Source organism: Acinetobacter nosocomialis, from assembly GCF_041021905.1.
In the GTDB taxonomy this organism is placed as follows: domain Bacteria; phylum Pseudomonadota; class Gammaproteobacteria; order Pseudomonadales; family Moraxellaceae; genus Acinetobacter; species Acinetobacter nosocomialis.
Genome location: NZ_CP157432.1, coordinates 2,372,000 through 2,386,123 on the forward strand (window position 1 = coordinate 2,372,000; position 14,124 = coordinate 2,386,123).

A 14,124-nucleotide genomic window follows, 5' to 3' on the forward strand; every position below is an offset into this window, starting at 1 on the left:
TTCTTAAGCTGCCTCATATAAGTGTTCATGTGCAAAATTTGCACGTACTAAAGCTTCAGAGAATTGAGGAGGTACAGAATTACCTACCATTCTTCCCTGTTCTGTCTTAGTTAATTTGATAGTGTTTCCATGTTCATCGATCCCATGATCAATGATGTAAGTAGGTTCAAAACCTTGTGCAGTGAATAGTTCTCTTGGCTGAAGCATACGGAAGCCAATATCAACAATTTGGTGCAGCTCACCTTTAACCATTACAAGGCCAAAACGATCACGTGTTGGTATCGTACGAAGTGGCTCATGAATGCTATTTCCGTCTTTCTCACTACCGTAGAAGGCAGTTAAAAATGCTTGTACCAATGCAAAATGACCCGCACTTGTAGTAATGGTGTGTAATGGTTCATCTACTGGTTGACCAATGTTGTTATTACGCAGTTTCACCAGGTTGCTGACGACTAAACTGTTATGATCTTTTGCAGTAATCGTATGAAGTGGTTCACGAATATCACTACCAACTACACCCGTATAATGCTTAGCAATGAACGCAGTAACTAACGCATGATGCCCACCTTTCACCCCTGCGCAAATTGTGCGTAAAGGTTCATCAATAGGCATACATCTTGGGCTAGATGCATTTGCACACTCAGTAAGTACTGGGGCAACGCTTTTAACCTTATCCATTGGAACAATAAATGGTTCTGGATTATTGATCACATAACGGACTAAACCATTTGCTATACGGCGACAAGTTGCCTCAACTAGAGGTTTCTTACGAGTAAAAATACTTGGGCAAGGAATTGACCAATCTATGCATTCTGCAGTGATTCGCCATGGTTTTAATTTCCCAGTTTTAACTGCTTTGCTATCTGGTGCAGCATGCGTAGGCTTGGGCCAAACTATAGGAAAGTTGTCACGGCGAGCAACTAGAAAAAACCGTCTTCTTAGAGTTGGAGATCCGTAATCCCGAGCACTCATTACTCGCCATTCAACTTTATAACCTTGATGACGTAATGCATTAACAAAGCACCTGAATGTTTCACCTTTGTGCTTTTTACTCGGGAATCCATCTTTTCCTAGTCTGCCCCAAGTTTTGAACTCTTCAACGTTCTCGAGCATGATTATACGTGGTCGTGTAAAGTCAGCCCATCTAAGAGCAATCCAAGCTAAACCACGTATTTTCTTTTCAACCGGTTTTCCACCTTTTGCTTTAGAAAAGTGTTTGCAATCTGGACTAAGCCAAACCAGTCCTACAGGCTGATTGTTAGTAACTTTTACAGGGTCAACATCCCAAACATCCTCACAAAAATGACGAGTATTTGGATGATTAGCACGATGCATTGCAATTGCTTTAGGATCGTGGTTAATAGCAATATCAACGGGACGGCCAAAGGCTTTTTCTAAGCCAGTAGATGTTCCCCCCCCACCTGCAAAATTATCAACAATCAATTCATGAGGTAATAAGTTAAGGTTGAGGCACATATTCATAATGCACCACCATTAACTTTTTTAAGCGTTAGTAAAACAGTGAATAATTGACCTGCAGAATATTTAAATGTCTTAACTTCAGTGCACTCAACTAAAAAGCGATGTTCACCAAAATTAACCCTACTTCCTGGTCTATCAAGTGTATAACGGCTCCAACCTTCAGGAATCGGATCACAGGAAAAATGACCGTAGAATTTTTCAGGTCCACATTTAATGCTACAAAGGGGTTCAGCTACCCAAAAAACTTGATTGAGAAATTTTTTTCTCGCACGAAATTGATTGTTTTCCCCTTCCTTAATTCGCATATTTACCGCTATTTCGCATAATTCCCTATCGCGGATATTTTTAGCTTGGTTGCGGTCAACGATGAGTTTATTTTTCATATCGCTCACCCATCCAATCCAATTAATTTCTTAAATTCAGAAATCACATCTACCAGCATTTTTTCGAGGTATACGTAATCAGGATTTAATTTGGATGGCCCACTTTCCCAAAGCCAGTCTTCACCAAATAGTTCACACATGATTGATCGGTCTTTAAAAGTGAGCTGGTCAAAGAAATTTGAAAAACATTCGAATTCAATTTCTTTAAGGTGTTCATAAAAATTTCTAAGATCTCTTTTGGAAATTGCGCCACTTGATCGACCATCTTTTAATTCAGATAGCTTATTGATAGCTATATATTCAATAACTTCATTACCATCCTCAACATCTACCCACTTTTCAATTTTAGGAAAAAGTTTATTAAGTAAATAAGGAGCATAGCATTGGGCAATGAACTCTTTAAAAGTTGGTTGACCAACATGAGAAAAGAAAGCGGAACCGGTAAAACTACTTAATACGACTGTTAGACGTCCACCGCCAGCACTATATAAATTATTTGGATCAACATAAGCTAAAGCCCAGTCTGACTTATATTCACCTATTTTTTTAAAGACGAACTTTTCCATTAAAAGTTCCCCAATGAAATTGTCTTCTCTATATACAATCTGGCTCATGAGGCGCCACCTTGGTTAACTTTATAAGACTTGCCATAGAGGACCGACTCAATAGTGCTAGTACTTACAGCAAATTCTTTTGCCAAATCTTTAACTTTTGAGCCTGATGCACGTTTTTTCCTAACGCTCTCTACTTGCCCTTGATTAAGTTTTGCATTTATATGTGATGCCCCCTGCTTATATCCACCATGCTGAACCCTATCATTTGCATTATCTTGTTTTGTGCCATAAGCTAGATTTTCGTAACGATTATCGGATGGAATCCCATTTAGATGGCGTACTTCTTGATTTTCTGGAACAGGCCCAATAAATGCATCTGCAACAAGTTGATGAACACCAATTGGTCTTGATTTGCCATTACCGATATATACAGAAACGGTGCGATATCCTTTTGAAGTGGTAAATTGCGATAGTTCTTTTGAGTATGAAAAATCAACTCTATTTAGCCCTTTGGCTAACCTACCCTTGCGACGGTGTGTAAAAACTTTCCCATCTGCAGTGACTGAGTAACTGTTAAACGATGGACATCTTTTCATTGATCAATCCTCCGAAAAGAAATACACCAAACCCAAGGGTTTTCATTCCAAGATTCTTTACCTTTTATTGCTTCCCAATGTTTTTGAAAGTTAAGAACTGGGTTATGAGAATTATTGCTTTGCATAGTTGAATCAGTTTTAGGTTTATCAAAACCTTCAGCCTTAGCATCTACATCACTAATTTCATGTAAACGCTCAACACGGATATCAACTATTTCAAGCAAAATACGTGATGCTTTACGAGGCATACGAGAAGATGGCTTCCATCTAACTGGATACCCCTTTCCCTTACAGTCGTAATAAGCAATTTCATTTGGGTTATCTGCTTTGTAGACAAATGACTCATGAGGAGTTCCACCTAAACTTCTAATTTTGGTGCCGTAAGTTTCTTGTACAAAAAGTTGATCACCTACCTTTCCGAAGGGACATACTTGATTGCTATCTACAAAATTTTTAATCGTACCTTTATATGTAGAATTAATACCGTAAGAGTGACCTTTCCAATTAAAACCAGAAGATTGACTAAGTGTAGGTTGTGGCTTAATAACTCGACGAGTTTGAGTTTTGTTGCCACTTAAAATGGCCCTAACCATTTCTGTATTAAATAAAATTGGTCGTACAGTCATGCTGCACCTTCCTGAGCTGGTTTATACAAGCTCACTTGTTCAGCATAATTCCAAGCACGTTCACAGATATTATTAAAAGAAGAGCGTCTTTCATCTAACCACTGCTTACGCCATTCTTTTTGTTCAGCTGGATCTTTAATTAAGTTGTAAGCTTTGAAAAAAGCTGTTCGGTCAAGGTAGGAACCTAATAAAACGCTATTAAAGCTATCTGCTAAATCTTGTTTTTCTTCATCTCGAACTTGAATAAGTGTTTCTTCAAAATTTGTTCCAAATTTAGAGATAAACCATTCTTCATGTCCACCGAAAAGAAAGAACGGAACATCTAAATCATGTTTTATCCCCTTCGCGGAGTATTGACCATTTCCAAGTACACAAGTAACTAAAGCAGCAATTTTTAAATTTGGTGCTTCAAATGTACATTTATCACTAAGGTTTATTAATTCAAAAATCACTGTTCAGTCCCTACCTCAAATCGTAAATCTAAGAAAGCTTGGTTCACTGGACCTACATAACGTGACCAGCCAAAGTTTTCTTGCCAAAACCACCAATTGTTCTGCTCGTCACGCTTCCACGGCGTTCCCTCAGAATCAGTGTGATTGGTTCCTAACGGCCAAACCTTTTTTTCTGAAGTCATGAAATCTCCTTTTGTGCATTGAATGCACGATCTAGAAATTTCTCTTCATCGGTTTGAGTGTTTACGATTTGATGCGGGGCATCTTGATTTATAAGACAAGTTGAGCACTGTTCTTCTTTAAAATCAGTGCATTTGCCTGAGCAGGGATGATTTGCTAAATTACTCACGTTCATTCTTCCAAGGGTTTGAACAGCCATAGACCATTTCCTGTTGGCGCAGGGAGTGGTTTTTTATTTCCAGCTAAGTAGATCAAGCTGGACTGATTTATCACTAGCATTTGTATGCCGCGATTTTTCGGCCCGTAAAGGCACTAATTCGAAGGTATCTCTGGTATACCCGTTATCTTTTGACCCACAAAAAACATTTCTGAGAAACTGATATTCAGATTCAGCTTCTGAGACTTTTCTAGTGCAAATGTTTTTTATTACCTCGAGAGAGCTTTTACCTGCCATCTCACCTTCTACTTCTGAAATCTTTTTCTTACACATAGAACGGATGAGATTAGATAAGGAATTCTTGCCTTCAAGTTTGGCAATCCATTCCATCTTTGCTTTTTCTTCTAAAGTTAATTTCGATGATGCATTTGCAAGAAGTTTTTCAGCCATGGTTATGCCTCATACATTCCTAAAATTGGTTTTTATGCAGATCGATTTAATTGTTTTGTCTTGGATTCCTCATATTCTCTTTTCTGTTCAGAGGCAACTAACGCGTCTAAAGCAACACCTTTGTTATAAGCAACTTCTTTTTGTTCGCCACTTGCAATTTTTGAAACAGAACTTTGAGAAATCCCAGTTCTTTCTGAGATTTGCTGTTGAGTCAAACCTCGACTATTTGAAAGGTAAATAACCTTATCTTGAATATTCATGCACATATAAATGCCTCCGTGTTAAGGCATATTTTTATTCACTAATGAATAGTTGTCAATACATTAATGAATTGTTTCACAAAAAATATTCATTTTTGAATAAAATTAGCTATCCATCTTGGAGTTGGAAAAATGCACCTTCAAAAAAACGTTAAGTACCTGTTAAAAAAATACAGCACTACTACTACAGGTCTTAGTAAAAAGTCTGGAGTACCACAACCTACACTTTTTCGTTGGGAGAATGGGCAATATAAAGAACCAAAGATATCTACCGTTGAAAAATTAGCCTCTTGGGCAGGCTATGATGCCAATACACTGCTCAATAATGACTTAGAAGCCATTGATAATATTAATAATGATTTAGATGAATTGGTGTTAGATAACAATGTAAATCTATCAAATAAAATCAAATTAGATGGAGAGCAAATTCCAGTTATTTCTTGGGTTGCAGCAGGTTCATTTACAGATGTTCAAACAGTATTGAAGGACACTGAAGTACTTGAATGGCTTCCACCAATGAAGAAAGCTGGAAAAAATGGTTATGGACTTATTGTAACTGGTACATCAATGTTACCTAAATTTGAACCAGGTGATCGAATATATGTAAATCCAGACTACCCAGTTTTTGATTTAAAAACCAATGATTTAGTTATTGTTTCTTGTGCTGGTGATACACAAGCTACATTTAAGAGATTAATAATTGAAGATGGAGAAGAAAAATATTTAGAGCCACTAAATACTAAATGGCCTGAACAAATTATTAAGCTAACAGAAGAATGTAAGTTGGTTGGTAAAGTCGTTGGTATGCATAGAGAGTTTTAAGGATAAATAAGATGTTGAAAGTAACTGAATTTCAAGGAATTAATACTGTTTTAACAACTTTTGCAGAAGAAGTTATAAAAACTCAACCTGAATTAGCTGCTAATATTCTTTTAAATATTAAAAATATTTCTAATGAACACCATCCGTTAGTTGAACAATCTTTCATCTTAGATAATTTTGAAAACCATGATTTAGCATCTTTAAATATAAAAGAAGCTTTAAATAGTTTTAATCATGAGTTAGCAAGATTAATGATTTTGACTAAAAATAATTTGATCAAAAACTAAAAATGATTGGATTCCGTTCAATTGAATGTTAACCCTTGTAAATACATGTAAATATATACGAAATACTCAGTTTAATACTGGGTATTTTTTTGCCCTAAATAAATCATATTGGTTGTTTTATATACAATTAATTCATTAGTGAATAATTTGTTGTTGATTTAATCTATTCATTGATGAATAATAATTTCACCAACACATCTCATGGTGAATAAAAAATGAGTCAATTACGCTCCACAGATTGCGAAGAATTTATCAATGACATCGATGGCGGAGCCTTTGCAAAACAACTTGGCTATGCAGTTAGTAAGGTTGCCAGTGCTGCTGTTGATACACAAAAAGTCGGCGAGATCACAATTAAATTAAAGTTCTCTAAAGGCGTTGGTCACAACAACGTTACTGTAGAGCACAAACTAATTTCAAATGCCCCACTCCCAAAAGGTAAAAGTGTCGAAGAACACGGTGACAAAACACCTATGTATGTAAACACACGTGGTGATGTATCGCTTTTTGCTAAACACACTGACCAGCTTTTTGAAGAAAAAGCTTAATTTTTAAAATCTTTTTACTCAACTAAAGGAAAGACCTTCATGTCTGAAAAAATCGAAATCGAAAAATTTCTAGGTTTAGCTAAACCTGTAATTCCACTTGAGCGTGGTCAGCTTGTAGCATTGCATCATGACTATAGTGTTGTAGCTGCTGAAAAATTTATGGAAGCTCGCTTCCGTCCTCATGGGGAATTTACTACACCAACATTTAATGACTTTAAGGATTTTGTAATTGCAGAAGGCGGTAAAGATACACCAATTTTTGTTAATCAAAATGACGTAAAAGCTATTGCAGTTCTTAACTTCCATGGTGAAGGACAAGCCCAAGGCCATTGTGACTACTTAGCTTCTTTATGTTTAGAATCAACTGTTGTATGGAAAAAATTAAATCAACTTAAAGACCATAAGTTAGATCAACGTAACTTTGCTGTTTTCATAGAAGATTGGGCTCAAGTACTTAATGCATTTGATGAAAATAATAATGCTATTGATATTAAAGATGCCCTTGTTGCAGTACGAAATATGCAAATTGAAGCATCGACTACTAGTAACGCTGAAGTAGAAAACACACGTCAGGTTCAATCTGAAATGGCCCAAATTGCGGCGTCAGCTAAAAAAGGCGTATTACCTGCTTATTTCACCATCCAAGATTCAGCTTACTTAGGTCTTGCAGAACGAGAAATCAAATTACGTTTAATTGTGAATAGCACTGGCAGCACACCTCAGTTTGCCATTCAAATTGTCAAAGAAGAGTTATTACGTAATGAAATTATTGAAGATTTCAAAGAAAAAGTAATAGCTTTACTCCCTGAGAACCCTGTTCGAATCGGGTCATTTAAATCTTAAGAAATAAAAAAAGCCCTGAAAACTTTGGACGGCTATCGGGGCTTTTTTCAACCAATACTACGTAATCGTCAAAAGGTGAACTCTCATGGATCACTACAAAGACAAAGTTATAGACGAACAAGGCTTGATTAGCGTTTCGGAGGCGTTACGAGCTATGGCTTGTGGTCGTGTTATTCAATGTTCAAGTAAAGACTTTCCAAATTGGAAGGACATGGAAATCACAAATATTAATGCGAAAAATTTAATTGATGAAGAGCGCATTAATAAAAACGGCTTTAAGTACAGATATAAACCTTCGCAAATGTCTGTAAATGCTGACCTAACACAAATGAAAAAGCCTCAATGACTTTGGACGGCTATCGAGGCTTTTTCTACCAATACTGTACGTATAAAGGCAAATTATTATGAATCAGAAATATATAAACAGTCAATCTACCCCATCTACACCTATTTGTTTCGTGCCTGAACTTAGCGGGAATAAAACAAATAAACCAGCTACTTCTAAACTTTATCAGCATCCATCAGCAGAGGATCTAAAGTTTAAAAAAGATAGTAAATGGCCGTATGTTTTATGCTTCCTTATATTTAGTGCATTAGCTATTGCTTTCCTTTATGCATGTGATGCAGAGGCTCAAGTGCGTGAGCAGAAGACGCAACATTGGCAACAACAATTTAACTCAGGCGAACCTGTTGATGTTCAAGTACATGTAGTTAAATTAGGTGGTGCACAATGAGAACAAACTATTTACGAGGATCTAAACGTTACGAAAATAATCTGAATGGTCAAGTAAACCAAAAATCAACTTTCCGTGAATTCCTAGGGAAGGATGAAGAACATGGTTTATACAAAGTCCGTCTTGGCTATACAGTTTATGCTGCAAATCACACTTTAACTCGTGTTTATACGGTTAATGAAAACAATGAATTAACTCCTGTTTCACAATATACGTTAAATACAAAAGAGTGGATTTTACGAAATCTAGAAACCGAAATTAAATATCGTAGAGGACGTGAATTAGGTCAAATTCTTCAAAAAACGCACATACCTTCCCCTGACCGAAAAGCTTACAAAATTCGTCGAGGTTTTCTTGGTACACGCTAGTTGGGGATATTTATGTTAGTTATTAAATCTTTTCGTGTGATTTATGGTACTTGTCCAAGATGTACTAATGACAAATGCACTTTAGGTGTTAGTCATTCTGGCTCTGGTGCTCAATGGGAATGTCACAACTGCGGCTTTTGTTGGCCTAACAGTTAAATGGTGCATGATCAATGAAAGCAATTATTTTAGATACGGAAACCAACAAATTAAATGGTTATCCAATTGAAATCGCTTATGCGCCTTTTAGCTTAGAGAATGGTCAATTGTTAGTTCATAAGGATGAGGTTTTTAACCGTTTCTATTCTTGTCCTGAACCCATTGATTTAGAAGCAATGGCTGTACACAACATCATTGAAACGGATATTGAAGGTCAACCAAGTTGCGAATCGTTCCGGTTACCTGAAGGTGTTGAGTTCATTGTCGGCCACAATATTGATTACGACATCAAAGCTCTAAATAAATGTGGACCAGCAATTAAGGTAAAGACTATATGTACTTTAGCTTTAGCAAGGGACGTATGGCCTGATTTAACAAGTCATAAATTGGCTGTTCTGTACTATTTCGTAATGAGTAACCGTGAAGAAGCACGCAAGCATTTAAGACATGCACATTCAGCACGGGCGGATGTTTATTTTACTGGGATTATCCTTATAGCTCTAATTGAACGACTGGGAATTAAAGACCTTAATTCTTTATATCTTATGTCTGAAGCAGTTCGTTTACCCAAAATAATGACTTGGGGTAAACACAAAGGAACACCTCTTAAAGAATTACCGCGCCCATATATCTCATGGCTACTGAATAAAGAAGACCTTGACCCACATTTGCGTAAAGCGCTTCAAAATATTTAAAGGTTAGCAACTATGAAACCTACTCTATTTACGCCTGAAACATGGGCGGAGTTTACCCAACAACTCAAAAATTCTTGGGAAAATGATAACGCTGGTACAGATTCACCTATTTTCGTTGTTCAATCAAAAAATATTGTGTGGGGTTTAGACCCTGCAAGCGATTCAGTTGAAATTACGAATATTGTAGATGTAGATCAGGAATCAAAATATAAATCAGTTGAAGAGTTTTTTGATTCACTAAAAGCTGCAGAAAAACATGATTTAAATGGCTTTGCAATTGAAGAGGAAGACGAACTATTTCTCGATGTAAAAGCAACTACTCAAATAAGCATTTTAAGTGACTGGTATGACCGCAATATTCATATCTGCCATGGTAAATATTTTTGGGAAGATGTTAATTGCCATCTAACTCGTTCAGCTGCAGATGCATTTATTAAACGAAAATCGCATGATTTCGGTGAATTGCGGGTATTTGTTAAGTCACTATATTGGTGTGAGGAGTTTAAGAATTTACTTAACGCAATTATTAGTGGTGAAGTAGGTTTGACAAGTATAGATGACGACAACATCCTAAATGTTTTGGGACCAATTGAACCTAAAGCAGATAAAGAAACTATCTCAACTCAAGCAAAAAAAACTGCGAAGAAGGCCAATAACAAAGAGGAAAATTGGACTCGTTACCATAATGACAAACCTGTTGAGTCTCCGTTAGCTGGCCTTATTGAAAAGCTAAAGAAAACTAAAACTGCAGATGCAGCTAATAGTCTCATTGAGGAAACGAAAGACTGGGCTTCTGAAGATCAAAAATCTTTTTTAACTGAGTTAAATAAACACTTAGTCATCATTGCTGGTCAATCGAAAGAAAATATTTCAATTTCTGAACGAGTCAAACGAGCTACAGACCTGACTACGTTGGATGCGATTGAAATTGATATTTCAGAAACAGATGAACGTATTCAAGAACCCCTAATGGAGCTGGTTATAAAAAGAAGAAAAGAACTTGAGGTTGAAGGTAACTTTTTATTGGAGTCGCCTCAATGATTCAAATTTATAACAGCAAAACTAGAACTTTTACTGTGATAGGTAAACGAACCCAAGTTTTCTTAAATGTTTCACTTAATGAAACAGAAGCTTTGCTCTTCAAAGCGAAACTTAAAGATTCTATTTGGAGAATGTAAATGATGCGTAACATCCCAGACTCTTTGTCGCTTCCGTTCACAGTATGGATGTGTGAAAACGGATTTTATCCATCTCATAAAAATGGATTCATGGTTTTAAAACGTGGCAAAGAAGTAGCAAAGATATCAATGAATGAAACAAAATACGGTTTCCCAATGAATGATATTTGCCAAAAGAAATTTGCCTCGTTCTGCAGAGCATGGATGAACAGAGATAAACACTTTATTGAGCAATTACGTTTGCGTGGTTTAGCAAGATTAAATCAAAAAAGTTATCAGTTGGTGGCATAAATGGAACAGGAATATAAAGGGAACATGAACTATCCCTTTCAAGACCATATTGTTCTAAATATGGAGGAAAATATTGTTAATTTTCCAAGCTCTAACCTACGTAAGTGCCAGCATATACAAGTCGAAATTGATAGCAAGGCTTTAGAACTTATTTGTATGAAATGCAAGGCAAAAGTTAATCCCGTAATCTGGATTAAAGATACTTTGAAATATTGGTCAAGACAACAAACTCAGATAACAGAGCAAAAAAAGCAGATTAAAGAAGATCTTGATGAGCTCAAAAAGCGGGCTCGTACTAAGTGTCAACACTGCCAAAAAATGACTGCTATCAATCTGAAAAATTATAAATTTTCAATTATTGGATGACCTATATGAAAGATGTTAATACAGAAATTACTCCGACTTTATGGTGCGTAAATATTCCTGAAGAACCTGAATCTAGCCCCATTTTACATCCGGTACCTACTCAAAAAATTGGTAAACAGCTTGTTTACCGACTTAAGAAAGAAGCCTTACAAGCTTTTCCAACAGTCGGTCAATGCATTGCTGATGCTATTACTTTTGAGGAGTGGCAAGGAAGCAAAGAAGACCATGAAAAATATCTTCAAGACAACAAAAACTGGTGGTTAGAGACAACTTTTTTGGGTGAAGGCGGATGATAGATTTGAATAAGGAAAGAGTGGCATTTGAAGAAGCTTATTTGAGTGTTGGTGGTAAACAGCGTGAACTTGAATTTGAAGGCGGAGAGTATACAAATTCAAAGTCACAGCTAGGTTGGGATTTATGGCAGATAAAAGCCAAAGTTCAGGAAGTAGCATTACCTGAAACACGAGCAGTAACTTTAACCTGCGCCGAACTGAAAGATGCCTTTGATTTTGGAGCCCCTGATGGTGAGAAAGATCAATTCCAGATGGAAACTGAAATGACCATCAAATGGCTCCAAGATGGTTATGACGGTGAAGGATACTACTGTTGGTATGCTGATTTACCTGAGGAAGGTTGCATTAAGTTGGGTGTTAGCGAATCGGGAGCTGAGGGATGAATGCACAAATTTTAGATCCATGCTGCGGTTCAAAGATGATGTGGTTTGATCGAAACAACCCAAATGTAGTGTATGGAGATATTCGAAAAGAAGAACATACATTATGTGATGGTCGTACCTTAGTGATTGAACCAGATGTATTAATGGACTTTCGCAAAATGCCTTTTAACGATGAGCAATTTTCTTTAGTCGTTTTTGACCCTCCCCATCTTGTGCAAGCTGGAAAGAAAAGTTGGTTAGCTGCCAAATATGGAAAATTGTCACAGGATTGGCGTGAGGATATACAAAAAGGTTTTTCGGAATGCTTCCGTGTTTTAGTGAAAGGTGGAGTTTTAATTTTCAAATGGAATGAAACACAGATCAAAGTTAGTGAAATCTTAGAGCTAACAGATCAAAAGCCATTGTTTGGCCACATTAGTGGAAAGCGCAGCAATACACATTGGATTACTTTTATGAAAGCGGAAAGTAAGGAGGGGTAAATGTTAAAAGATCTGAGAAATCTATCTGATGCAGAGCAACAAGAATATTTGGATCGCTTCATAATGGCTAATGAAGAACAGAAGTTTCCTCAAGAAGTTGTGGCACTTTATTTAGATTGCTCGCCTTGGACATTAGCTAGAATGCGTTGTGATCAATCATCACTGCCTTTCTCGAAAATTGGGAGACGTGTTTCATATAAAAAGAAAGACGTTTTGAAGTATGAGCAAAGCAAGACTGTGCTTAATAGGGACTGTTCTAAATTTTGTGTAAGTACTTAATTTTCATTTATCCTTCAGAGGATAATTACAAAAGGTACTTCACATGGATGAAGCAACAATCAAAAGTATGGCTGCCGAATTGGCTAAAGGTCTAAAAACACCAGAAGACTTAAACCAAATGACAGCAGTCTTTAAAAAATTCATGATTGAAACTGCACTCAATACTGAACTTTCAGACCATCTCGGTTATGAAAAGCATCAGCCCAAGAAAGGCTCAAATAGCCGTAATGGGTTTAGTTCTAAAACCATTACAACTCAAGATGGACAACTGGCTTTAGATATTCCCCGTGATCGAGAAGGTTCATTTGAGCCACAAATTATAAAAAAGCACCAAACACGCATCACCAGTATGGATGACCAAATCCTCTCACTGTATGCAAAAGGAATGACTAATAGGGAAATTGTAGCCTTCTTCAAAGAAATGTACGATGCCGATGTGTCAGCATCTCTCATCAGCAAAGTTACCGATGCTGTGATTGAGCAAGTGACTGAGTGGCAAAATAGAGCCTTAGATAGCCTTTATCCTGTTGTCTATCTTGACTGTATTGTTGTCAAAGTCCGTCAGCACTCCAATGTGATTAACAAGTCCGTATACCTTGCTTTAGGCATCAATATGGATGGGCAAAAAGAATTACTGGGTATGTGGATTGCTCAGACAGAAGGTGCCAAATTCTGGCTGTCAGTCATGACAGAGCTAAAAAATCGAGGAGTACAGGACATTCTTGTTGCCTGTGTAGATGGATTAAAAGGCTTCCCTGACGCGATAACCTCTGTTTACCCTCATACTGATATTCAACTGTGTATCGTGCATGTTGTACGCAATAGCCTGAGATTTGTAAGCTGGAAAGACTACAAAGCTGTTACGTCGGGTCTGAAAGCGATTTATCAGGCAAGTACAGAGGAAAATGCTTTAAAATCCCTAGACATCTTCTGTGATCAATGGAATCACCAGTATCCCAAAATTGGAGAATCCTGGCGGGCCAATTGGGAAAATATCCGAACGATCTTTAGCTATCCAGCCGAAATACGTCATGCAATTTATACAACAAATGCGATTGAGTCGTTGAATAGCGTAATACGCCATTCAACGAAGAAAAGGAAAATCTTTTCATCTGATGACTCAGTAAAGAAGGTCATTTACTTAGCAACATCAAATGCTGCGAAGAAATGGACGATGCCAATTCAAAATTGGCGTTTAGCAATGAATTGGTTTACGATTCAGTTCGATGATCGATTAAAAGATCATTTATAAAAAATGGAAC

General features: G+C 36.8%; 26 protein-coding genes. 16 read left to right on the forward strand and 10 right to left on the reverse strand.

The genetic code is table 11. The features are described 5' to 3' along the window. Nucleotides 1–3 precede the first annotated feature (3 nt). From ABLC00_RS11035 to ABLC00_RS11080, 10 genes are read right to left on the reverse strand one after another with little or no spacing between them, the layout of a single operon-like run. Complete coding sequence (locus ABLC00_RS11035; protein WP_004715049.1) at nt 4–1,482, reverse strand: DNA cytosine methyltransferase; 1,479 nt, start codon at nt 1,480–1,482, stop codon at nt 4–6. Then, a complete protein-coding gene (locus ABLC00_RS11040) occupies nt 1,479–1,865 on the reverse strand; it encodes a hypothetical protein (RefSeq protein WP_004708298.1) in 387 nt (128 codons plus the stop codon). Before ABLC00_RS11040 ends, ABLC00_RS11035 begins: the two co-directional genes overlap by 4 nt. 5 nt (nt 1,866–1,870) lie before the next feature. Beyond that, complete coding sequence (locus ABLC00_RS11045) at nt 1,871–2,479, reverse strand: hypothetical protein (RefSeq protein WP_000078472.1); 609 nt, start codon at nt 2,477–2,479, stop codon at nt 1,871–1,873. Beyond that, on the reverse strand, nt 2,476–3,015 hold the full coding sequence (locus ABLC00_RS11050) for an HNH endonuclease (RefSeq protein WP_000817336.1): 540 nt from the start codon (nt 3,013–3,015) through the stop codon (nt 2,476–2,478). The genes ABLC00_RS11045 and ABLC00_RS11050 overlap by 4 nt, the downstream gene beginning before the upstream one ends. Next, entirely contained in the window at nt 3,012–3,641 is a 630-nt protein-coding gene (locus ABLC00_RS11055; RefSeq protein WP_000218441.1) for a hypothetical protein, read from the reverse strand. The genes ABLC00_RS11050 and ABLC00_RS11055 overlap by 4 nt, the downstream gene beginning before the upstream one ends. Further along, nucleotides 3,638–4,093 (reverse strand): hypothetical protein, encoded by a 456-nt coding sequence (locus ABLC00_RS11060; protein ID WP_000575717.1) that lies wholly within the window; start codon nt 4,091–4,093, stop codon nt 3,638–3,640. The genes ABLC00_RS11055 and ABLC00_RS11060 overlap by 4 nt, the downstream gene beginning before the upstream one ends. Then, on the reverse strand, nt 4,090–4,275 hold the full coding sequence (locus ABLC00_RS11065) for a hypothetical protein (protein ID WP_000200037.1): 186 nt from the start codon (nt 4,273–4,275) through the stop codon (nt 4,090–4,092). The genes ABLC00_RS11060 and ABLC00_RS11065 overlap by 4 nt, the downstream gene beginning before the upstream one ends. Further along, complete coding sequence (locus ABLC00_RS11070) at nt 4,272–4,472, reverse strand: hypothetical protein (RefSeq protein ID WP_000290738.1); 201 nt, start codon at nt 4,470–4,472, stop codon at nt 4,272–4,274. The genes ABLC00_RS11065 and ABLC00_RS11070 overlap by 4 nt, the downstream gene beginning before the upstream one ends. 33 nt (nt 4,473–4,505) lie before the next feature. Beyond that, complete coding sequence (locus tag ABLC00_RS11075) at nt 4,506–4,880, reverse strand: hypothetical protein (RefSeq protein WP_000818521.1); 375 nt, start codon at nt 4,878–4,880, stop codon at nt 4,506–4,508. A 32-nt stretch (nt 4,881–4,912) separates the two neighbouring features. Continuing rightward, nucleotides 4,913–5,146 (reverse strand): helix-turn-helix transcriptional regulator, encoded by a 234-nt coding sequence (locus ABLC00_RS11080; RefSeq protein WP_000335919.1) that lies wholly within the window; start codon nt 5,144–5,146, stop codon nt 4,913–4,915. Nucleotides 5,147–5,272: 126 nt separating this feature from the next. On the opposite strand from ABLC00_RS11080, the gene ABLC00_RS11085 reads away from it, so the two are divergent. The 16 genes from ABLC00_RS11085 (at nt 5,273) to ABLC00_RS11160 (ending at nt 14,114) form a co-directional block, all read left to right on the forward strand. After that, a complete protein-coding gene (locus tag ABLC00_RS11085; protein ID WP_000550612.1) occupies nt 5,273–5,962 on the forward strand; it encodes a S24 family peptidase in 690 nt (229 codons plus the stop codon). 11 nt (nt 5,963–5,973) lie between these two features. Beyond that, nucleotides 5,974–6,249, forward strand: coding sequence for a hypothetical protein (locus ABLC00_RS11090; RefSeq protein WP_000922095.1), 276 nt, complete (start codon nt 5,974–5,976; stop codon nt 6,247–6,249). Between the two features lie 215 nt (nt 6,250–6,464). Then, nucleotides 6,465–6,797 (forward strand): hypothetical protein, encoded by a 333-nt coding sequence (locus ABLC00_RS11095; RefSeq protein ID WP_000080848.1) that lies wholly within the window; start codon nt 6,465–6,467, stop codon nt 6,795–6,797. Nucleotides 6,798–6,836: 39 nt separating this feature from the next. Further along, a complete protein-coding gene (locus ABLC00_RS11100) occupies nt 6,837–7,640 on the forward strand; it encodes a DUF2303 family protein (protein WP_033846511.1) in 804 nt (267 codons plus the stop codon). A gap of 85 nt (nt 7,641–7,725) precedes the next feature. Beyond that, nucleotides 7,726–7,986 (forward strand): hypothetical protein, encoded by a 261-nt coding sequence (locus ABLC00_RS11105; protein WP_033846510.1) that lies wholly within the window; start codon nt 7,726–7,728, stop codon nt 7,984–7,986. A 58-nt stretch (nt 7,987–8,044) separates the two neighbouring features. Then, nucleotides 8,045–8,374 (forward strand): hypothetical protein, encoded by a 330-nt coding sequence (locus ABLC00_RS11110; protein ID WP_001072368.1) that lies wholly within the window; start codon nt 8,045–8,047, stop codon nt 8,372–8,374. After that, complete coding sequence (locus tag ABLC00_RS11115; RefSeq protein WP_017815855.1) at nt 8,371–8,742, forward strand: hypothetical protein; 372 nt, start codon at nt 8,371–8,373, stop codon at nt 8,740–8,742. The genes ABLC00_RS11110 and ABLC00_RS11115 overlap by 4 nt, the downstream gene beginning before the upstream one ends. A gap of 170 nt (nt 8,743–8,912) precedes the next feature. Beyond that, complete coding sequence (locus tag ABLC00_RS11120; protein WP_000644002.1) at nt 8,913–9,593, forward strand: PolC-type DNA polymerase III; 681 nt, start codon at nt 8,913–8,915, stop codon at nt 9,591–9,593. 12 nt (nt 9,594–9,605) lie between these two features. After that, nucleotides 9,606–10,634 (forward strand): ead/Ea22-like family protein, encoded by a 1,029-nt coding sequence (locus ABLC00_RS11125; RefSeq protein ID WP_033846509.1) that lies wholly within the window; start codon nt 9,606–9,608, stop codon nt 10,632–10,634. A 137-nt stretch (nt 10,635–10,771) separates the two neighbouring features. Then, nucleotides 10,772–11,062 (forward strand): hypothetical protein, encoded by a 291-nt coding sequence (locus ABLC00_RS11130; RefSeq protein WP_000986112.1) that lies wholly within the window; start codon nt 10,772–10,774, stop codon nt 11,060–11,062. Then, complete coding sequence (locus ABLC00_RS11135; RefSeq protein ID WP_000434519.1) at nt 11,063–11,428, forward strand: hypothetical protein; 366 nt, start codon at nt 11,063–11,065, stop codon at nt 11,426–11,428. A 5-nt stretch (nt 11,429–11,433) separates the two neighbouring features. Next, nucleotides 11,434–11,721 (forward strand): hypothetical protein, encoded by a 288-nt coding sequence (locus tag ABLC00_RS11140; RefSeq protein ID WP_000655910.1) that lies wholly within the window; start codon nt 11,434–11,436, stop codon nt 11,719–11,721. Beyond that, complete coding sequence (locus tag ABLC00_RS11145) at nt 11,718–12,104, forward strand: hypothetical protein (RefSeq protein WP_006581312.1); 387 nt, start codon at nt 11,718–11,720, stop codon at nt 12,102–12,104. Before ABLC00_RS11140 ends, ABLC00_RS11145 begins: the two co-directional genes overlap by 4 nt. Continuing rightward, nucleotides 12,101–12,583 carry a methyltransferase domain-containing protein gene (locus ABLC00_RS11150; RefSeq protein WP_000993702.1) on the forward strand — a complete coding sequence of 161 codons (483 nt, stop codon included), beginning with the start codon at nt 12,101–12,103 and terminating at the stop codon, nt 12,581–12,583. Before ABLC00_RS11145 ends, ABLC00_RS11150 begins: the two co-directional genes overlap by 4 nt. Then, a complete protein-coding gene (locus ABLC00_RS11155) occupies nt 12,584–12,862 on the forward strand; it encodes a DNA-binding protein (RefSeq protein WP_348941142.1) in 279 nt (92 codons plus the stop codon). 43 nt (nt 12,863–12,905) lie between these two features. Next, nucleotides 12,906–14,114: an IS256-like element ISAba26 family transposase gene (locus tag ABLC00_RS11160; protein ID WP_004832869.1), complete on the forward strand. Its 1,209-nt coding sequence runs from the start codon at nt 12,906–12,908 to the stop codon at nt 14,112–14,114. Nucleotides 14,115–14,124: the final 10 nt, after the last annotated feature.

Coding starts and splice junctions, on each gene's coding strand:
- ABLC00_RS11135 (WP_000434519.1), top strand. CDS start 11,063: ATGGAACAGGAATATAAAGGGAACATGAACTATCCCTTTCAAGACCAT.
- ABLC00_RS11140 (WP_000655910.1), top strand. CDS start 11,434: ATGAAAGATGTTAATACAGAAATTACTCCGACTTTATGGTGCGTAAAT.
- ABLC00_RS11160 (WP_004832869.1), top strand. CDS start 12,906: ATGGATGAAGCAACAATCAAAAGTATGGCTGCCGAATTGGCTAAAGGT.
- ABLC00_RS11120 (WP_000644002.1), top strand. CDS start 8,913: ATGAAAGCAATTATTTTAGATACGGAAACCAACAAATTAAATGGTTAT.
- ABLC00_RS11115 (WP_017815855.1), top strand. CDS start 8,371: ATGAGAACAAACTATTTACGAGGATCTAAACGTTACGAAAATAATCTG.
- ABLC00_RS11045 (WP_000078472.1), bottom strand. CDS start 2,479: ATGAGCCAGATTGTATATAGAGAAGACAATTTCATTGGGGAACTTTTA.
- ABLC00_RS11085 (WP_000550612.1), top strand. CDS start 5,273: ATGCACCTTCAAAAAAACGTTAAGTACCTGTTAAAAAAATACAGCACT.
- ABLC00_RS11145 (WP_006581312.1), top strand. CDS start 11,718: ATGATAGATTTGAATAAGGAAAGAGTGGCATTTGAAGAAGCTTATTTG.
- ABLC00_RS11055 (WP_000218441.1), bottom strand. CDS start 3,641: ATGACTGTACGACCAATTTTATTTAATACAGAAATGGTTAGGGCCATT.
- ABLC00_RS11080 (WP_000335919.1), bottom strand. CDS start 5,146: ATGTGCATGAATATTCAAGATAAGGTTATTTACCTTTCAAATAGTCGA.
- ABLC00_RS11150 (WP_000993702.1), top strand. CDS start 12,101: ATGAATGCACAAATTTTAGATCCATGCTGCGGTTCAAAGATGATGTGG.
- ABLC00_RS11100 (WP_033846511.1), top strand. CDS start 6,837: ATGTCTGAAAAAATCGAAATCGAAAAATTTCTAGGTTTAGCTAAACCT.
- ABLC00_RS11035 (WP_004715049.1), bottom strand. CDS start 1,482: ATGAATATGTGCCTCAACCTTAACTTATTACCTCATGAATTGATTGTT.
- ABLC00_RS11105 (WP_033846510.1), top strand. CDS start 7,726: ATGGATCACTACAAAGACAAAGTTATAGACGAACAAGGCTTGATTAGC.
- ABLC00_RS11040 (WP_004708298.1), bottom strand. CDS start 1,865: ATGAAAAATAAACTCATCGTTGACCGCAACCAAGCTAAAAATATCCGC.
- ABLC00_RS11155 (WP_348941142.1), top strand. CDS start 12,584: ATGTTAAAAGATCTGAGAAATCTATCTGATGCAGAGCAACAAGAATAT.
- ABLC00_RS11070 (WP_000290738.1), bottom strand. CDS start 4,472: ATGGCTGTTCAAACCCTTGGAAGAATGAACGTGAGTAATTTAGCAAAT.
- ABLC00_RS11075 (WP_000818521.1), bottom strand. CDS start 4,880: ATGGCTGAAAAACTTCTTGCAAATGCATCATCGAAATTAACTTTAGAA.
- ABLC00_RS11110 (WP_001072368.1), top strand. CDS start 8,045: ATGAATCAGAAATATATAAACAGTCAATCTACCCCATCTACACCTATT.
- ABLC00_RS11050 (WP_000817336.1), bottom strand. CDS start 3,015: ATGAAAAGATGTCCATCGTTTAACAGTTACTCAGTCACTGCAGATGGG.
- ABLC00_RS11065 (WP_000200037.1), bottom strand. CDS start 4,275: ATGACTTCAGAAAAAAAGGTTTGGCCGTTAGGAACCAATCACACTGAT.
- ABLC00_RS11125 (WP_033846509.1), top strand. CDS start 9,606: ATGAAACCTACTCTATTTACGCCTGAAACATGGGCGGAGTTTACCCAA.
- ABLC00_RS11090 (WP_000922095.1), top strand. CDS start 5,974: ATGTTGAAAGTAACTGAATTTCAAGGAATTAATACTGTTTTAACAACT.
- ABLC00_RS11130 (WP_000986112.1), top strand. CDS start 10,772: ATGATGCGTAACATCCCAGACTCTTTGTCGCTTCCGTTCACAGTATGG.
- ABLC00_RS11095 (WP_000080848.1), top strand. CDS start 6,465: ATGAGTCAATTACGCTCCACAGATTGCGAAGAATTTATCAATGACATC.